At 59.8% G+C, this 3,532-nt stretch carries 4 protein-coding genes; 2 read left to right on the forward strand and 2 right to left on the reverse strand.

The window, feature by feature from the left end; genetic code table 11:
* Together cpaB and EOA86_RS26885 are read right to left on the reverse strand one after the other, a co-directional pair.
* On the reverse strand, positions 1 to 610 hold a 610-nt coding region (gene cpaB, locus EOA86_RS26880), incomplete at its 3' end, for a Flp pilus assembly protein CpaB (RefSeq protein ID WP_128344464.1).
* Positions 611 to 713: 103 nt separating this feature from the next.
* A complete protein-coding gene (locus EOA86_RS26885) occupies positions 714 to 932 on the reverse strand; it encodes a Flp family type IVb pilin (protein ID WP_029348654.1) in 219 nt (72 codons plus the stop codon).
* Between the two features lie 526 nt (positions 933 to 1,458).
* On the opposite strand from EOA86_RS26885, the gene EOA86_RS26890 reads away from it, so the two are divergent.
* Both EOA86_RS26890 and EOA86_RS26895 read left to right on the forward strand, forming a co-directional pair.
* Positions 1,459 to 2,844, forward strand: a complete 1,386-nt coding sequence (locus EOA86_RS26890) for a CpaF family protein (RefSeq protein WP_127208607.1) — start codon at positions 1,459 to 1,461, stop codon at positions 2,842 to 2,844.
* A partial coding sequence (locus EOA86_RS26895; RefSeq protein WP_128344466.1) for a type II secretion system protein F occupies positions 2,844 to 3,532 on the forward strand: 689 nt, incomplete at its 3' end. The genes EOA86_RS26890 and EOA86_RS26895, both read left to right, overlap by 1 nt.

Here is a 3,532-nt window from a genome sequence, read left to right on the forward strand (position 1 = left end):
CCCTGGTGCTGGCCTCGAGCGTGACCGATTTCACCACCGTCGGGCTGTCGGTGCTTTCGTCGGCAACCTGGTCGACGGCGAGCACCTTCATGCTCTGCAGCAGCACGTCGACAAAGCTCTTATCCGCGCCGCCTTCGCCACGCGCCGTGCGCGTTAAAAGTACGTCGACACGATCGCCGGGAAAGACAAATCCGGCGACGCCGAGCACGTCGTTGACCCTGATAGAGACGGCTTTCATGCCTTCGCCGAGCACCGCGGAGAGCGTGGCACGCTGGCCGGGACCGGTGATCTTGGTGGCGAGAACAGGCTCGTTGGCGCTGATCGCCTGCAGCGCCTGCTTGGTGCCTTCGCCAGCCAGCGCCTCTTTCGTCGTCTTGAAAGCTCCGGCCGGAATGGCACCTGCAGGCCAGGCGATTTCACGCAGCTTGTCGGCCGACAGTGTGTCGCCGAATTTCAGCGCCACCGCTGCCACCACAACCGTATCGCGCTGGATTCCGTTTGCTTCCGCCATGGCACTACGCTGGCTGGCGAGCCAGACATTGGCGAGCACCACCGCCAGGACGCCGAACACGCCCGCAAGAACGATCATGATAAGTGTGTTAGCACGCATAGCCCAAGCCCCACGCCCCAAGCCTAAAGTGCGGGAATTCGCCCGTCGCGATTGGATTCAGGCCCGGATCGGATGGGACCCGGGCCTGAGCGTGATCTGGCGATCAGGTTCCGACGCCCGTTCCCACGTTGCAGGTGCCGAGTGGCGATGCTTCCAGCGCGGCGCATAGGCCGGTAAAGCGACCGGTCACCCAACCGCCGATCGCCAGGATAGCAAGTATCGCTGCTGCGGCGATGATGCCGACAAGGATGGAATATTCGACCATGGCAGCGCCGTTTTCGTCGTCGCGGAACTGCCGGGTCATCGTCATGAGCTTCTTCATGCCAATCTCTCCCTTTGGAGTTTGAACCCGACGAGACGAGCCAAGGATGAAATCCATACCTGAGCATCCCCCGTCATCTCGAATCTAAGTCCCGGCGAAAACCGGAGTCAAACGGGATTAACGGATCCTTAACTATCAAGTACATGGCCGCGCCATAATATTGCCATTCTAACACTGATCAAGACATTGATTCGGCTGAATTTTCCATCCGCTTTAACCATTCGTTCACAATTTGGCCGCGGATACGGCGAAAGCGGGGCAGCATTAGTGATGATGCATATTCCTTTATATCTAAGGCCTTAGGTGAGTTCCATGACACCTTTGTGGCAAAAAAGGCACTTTGCATTGAAAGGCGAGCCCCCGTGTTGCATTAGGACAGCTCCGCTGACCAAATAAACGTCGCATTTTCTGATGCTTGATCTTAACTATGTGTGAAGTATTAATTTGCATGGTACGCAGCTGGCGCTTGTACCATCCGTGGTTAACGCTTAGTTTCAGCGTGGGGATTAAACGGGGAAGAAGCGTGATGTTGGGCCGATTCACCAAGGGGCCAGGCGAACCGCGGGTCGAGCCAAGGGTTGAGCCGATCGTGACGTCGCCGGTAGCGGCGCTTCCCCCGGGAGCCGATGTCGAAGCGGCAGGTGACGATTTCCTGACGCTCAAGGTCGAGCTCCACCGCCATCTGATCGACCGGTTCAATCTTGCCGCGCTTGAAACGGCATCGAAGGACGAGATCCTGAACGAAATCCGGCCAATCGTTCGCGAGTTCGTTCGTGCTCGCGCTGTACCGCTGAACGCGCGGGAGCTCGACAGGCTGACCAGTGAGACAGCCGACGAGATGCTGGGCCTTGGCCCGATCGAGCCGCTGCTCAAGGACGACTCGATCACCGACATATTGATCAATACCCACAAGCGCGTCTTCATCGAGCGGCGCGGCGTGATCGAGGAGACGGCGATCCGCTTCCGCGACGAGGCGCACCTTCTGCGCGTCATCAACAAGATCGTCTCGGCCATCGGCAGGCGCGTCGATGAATCGGCGCCGATGGCGGATGCGCGCCTGGAAGACGGCTCGCGCGTCAACATCGCGGTGCGGCCGGTCTCGGTGGATGGCCCACTGGTGTCGATCCGTAAATTCTCCAAGAATCCCTATTCGCTCGAGCGCCTGATGGCGCTCAACTCCATTCGCCAGCCGATGATCGAGCTCCTGCGGATCGCGGTGCAGTCGCGCAAGTCGATCCTGGTTTCGGGCGGCACCGGCAGCGGCAAGACGACATTGCTCAATGCGCTGTCTAGCTACATCCCGGCCAAGGAGCGCCTGATCACCATCGAGGATGCCGCGGAACTGCAATTGCAGCAGCCGCATGTCGGCCGCCTGGAGACGCGCCCCCCGAATGTCGAGGGCAAGGGCGAGGTTCGTCAGCGCGAACTGCTGAAGAACGCGCTGCGCATGCGGCCCGACCGCATCATCGTCGGCGAGGTTCGCGGCGAGGAAGCCTTCGACATGCTGCAGGCGATGAACACCGGCCACGAAGGCTCGATGACCACCATCCATGCCAACACGCCACGCGACGCGATCTCCCGCCTCGAGCAGATGGTCGGGATGGCCGGCATGCCGATGACCCATGAGTCCATCCGAGCGCAGATTGCGTCGGCCATCGACATCATCGTGCAGACGCAGCGTCTTTCGGACGGTGGAAGGCGCGTCGTTTCAATCTCCGAACTGACCGGCATGGAGGGCAATGTCGTCCAGCTTCAGGAGATTTACCATTTTGTCCGCCGGGAGGTGACGCCGGAGGGCAAAATAATCGGCGATTTTCGCGCTACCGGCGTCCGGCCACGCTTTGCCCCGGAGGCGGCGACGCTTGGCCATCATTTTGCCAAGGACGCCTTCAATCCGCAGGTTGCGCTCTGATGCCCACCGGTCAGACTTTGCTCTACTTCATTTATGTGCTCGCGGCCGCCTCGACGATTCTCGCTGGCGAGGCCCTGTATTTTTCCTTTGCCAAGCGCCGCTCGCGGGTCAGCACGATTAACCGCCGGATGAAGCGTCTGGTTGATGAGGTTCCGGCCGAACTGACCTTGCAAGGATTGCTGCGCGAACGCGGGCTGACGGATTCGGGCGACTTTGTGTTTGGCCTGATCGGGCTGAACAGGCTCTATACCCAGTCCGGTATCACCGGGAACCCGCTGTCTTTCGCCGCGACCTTCCTGCTCGCTGGCCTGGCATTGGCGTCGGTGTTGTCGATCTTTTTGGGTTTCTCGACCTTGGTATCGCTCATCGTTTTTTTGGTGGTCGGATTTGTGCTGCCGCTTCTTGTTCTTCGGCGCGCCCGCAACAGGCGAATCCAGAAATTCGCGAAACAGCTCCCGGATGCACTGGACATGATCGTTCGTTCACTGCGCGCCGGACATCCGGCTTCGGTGGCGATTGGTCTCGTCGCCCGCGAAATGCCTGATCCGCTCGGCACCGAATTCGGCATCGTTTCCGACGAAATCACCTTCGGACTCAGCATTGAGCAAGCCGTTCGCAAACTTTCCCAACGCGTCGGCTTCGAAGGTCTTCATCTGCTATCGGTGTCGCTGTCCATTCAATCCAAGAC

Source organism: Mesorhizobium sp. M5C.F.Ca.IN.020.32.2.1 (assembly GCF_004023105.1).
GTDB classification, from domain to species: Bacteria; Pseudomonadota; Alphaproteobacteria; order Rhizobiales; family Rhizobiaceae; genus Mesorhizobium; species Mesorhizobium wenxiniae.

What these genes read in the sequence shown, in the direction of transcription:
- EOA86_RS26885 (WP_029348654.1), bottom strand. Translation starts at nt 932, where the DNA reads ATGAAGAAGCTCATGACGATGACCCGGCAGTTCCGCGACGACGAAAAC.
- EOA86_RS26890 (WP_127208607.1), top strand. Translation starts at nt 1,459, where the DNA reads ATGTTGGGCCGATTCACCAAGGGGCCAGGCGAACCGCGGGTCGAGCCA.